We start from the raw sequence: 1537 nt of genomic DNA, 5'->3' as shown, positions 1-1537 counted from the left end.
GTGCGGTTATGGCGTTCATGGCGGCGTCTCCAGACAGGTCCTCGGCGAGGACGGTCATCAACGCCAGACTGACTGATGGCGCGGCGATTTGCCGTGATGCGCGTCACGCGCCATGCGAAGGCCGGCGACCGGATCGGGCGAAGACAAAAGGACCGGCCCGACGGTCCAAAATCCCACCTCCGGGCGTTGCGCCAAAACGCTGATTTCATCAGGCCGATCAAGGTGATTTGGGTGGTCCAGTCCTCGGTGCGAAAATAATCCGCTTGGCGCTCCCCCCAAATCAATCCTACAAACCCGGCCATCCCGTCCCGCAAGAGGGACGTATCGCGATCGTCACGGACGTTGGGTGCGGGATGCGGTGGACGCGGCAGCGTCGGGCGCGATCGCGGTCGCAGGGCGGGTTTCCCGTGAGCGACCGGACGGCGCGCAGACGACCGGCGCTGATGCGTACGGCAAAACCGTGTGGTCCTGGCACCCGTTGCTGGTGTCAAGTCGGCGGAGATTTTGCGAACCCGACCGGGTTCGACAGATCGTCAATTCGCCGACGACGGTGACAAGACGAATTCGTCACCGGGGAGAGCTCGGCATAAGCCGTAAAGCCATTGCGCAGGGAAGGCCGGAGGCCCCGGCTGATACCTGTATGCTCGTGTGCGCATTCTTATGCACATCTGCACACGAGACCGCGGGTGCCAGCCAGCACCCGGCCTTCCCTGCGCCCTCGTTTCAAAAGGGCGAAGATTTTCGAACAAGACTCGGGCGCATCGCGCCGCGGGATCGTGAAGGTGTGTCAGAGGCCTTCGAACTCGCCACACCTTCAGCCGTCATCACCCGCGCATGCGGGTGATCCAGTATTCCAGAGGCAGCAGCGATGAAACCGAGAAGCCGCGGCGTACTGGATACCCCCGCATGCGCGGGGTATGACGAGCAACTATGGCGCGGCGCAGTGTTCCGTGTCCCGGACGCGGTGCAGCGCAGAGCGCTACTCCGCAGAGCCGGGATCCATGCTTGCTCACGACGCTACCATCGGCCCATAGCCCCAACCATGGGCCCCGGATCAGCAGCGCACCACGCCGCCAAGAGGCGGCGCGCTGCGCTGCATCCGGGGCACGAGAGCCGGTCAGTTCAACTTCCTCCCGCCATCGGTCACGGCATCGAGAAACGCCCCCACCTCGCGGTTCAAAAACTCCACGTCGGCGGCAATCGCGCCGCCGGCGGCGGCGTGGCCCGTTACCGTGCCGGGGCTGATCGTCATCAGCTTCGCGCCGGCGATGTTCTTGGCCGCCTCGATCGGCTCGAATTCCGGATTGAGCAGATCCTTGGTGCCGGTGAGGATCAGGGTTTTTGCCTTGATCGAGGCCAGCGCCTTGGCGGTGTCGCCGCCAAAGCCGGCGGTGGTGCCGACGTCGTGCCGTTCATAGGCAAAAGTCTGGTAGATCCAGTCATTGGCGTCGAACGCCTTCAGCACCGCGGTCTCCTGCGCCTCCAGCCACGGCAGCACGTCCGTGCCGTTCCTGAACTGCGCCGCATACATGTCCGG

At 64.4% G+C, this 1537-nt stretch carries 1 pseudogene; it reads right to left on the bottom strand.

The features are described 5' to 3' along the window. Nucleotides 1-1117: 1117 nt before the first annotated feature. Nucleotides 1118-1537: pseudogene (locus tag WCE35_RS19890) on the bottom strand (alpha/beta fold hydrolase); the annotation flags it as partial.

Source organism: Bradyrhizobium sp., from assembly GCF_049691595.1.
In the GTDB taxonomy this organism is placed as follows: domain Bacteria; phylum Pseudomonadota; class Alphaproteobacteria; order Rhizobiales; family Xanthobacteraceae; genus Bradyrhizobium.
Note: the sequence above shows the minus strand (reverse complement) of the source record. Positions and strands in the feature narration are given on the sequence as shown.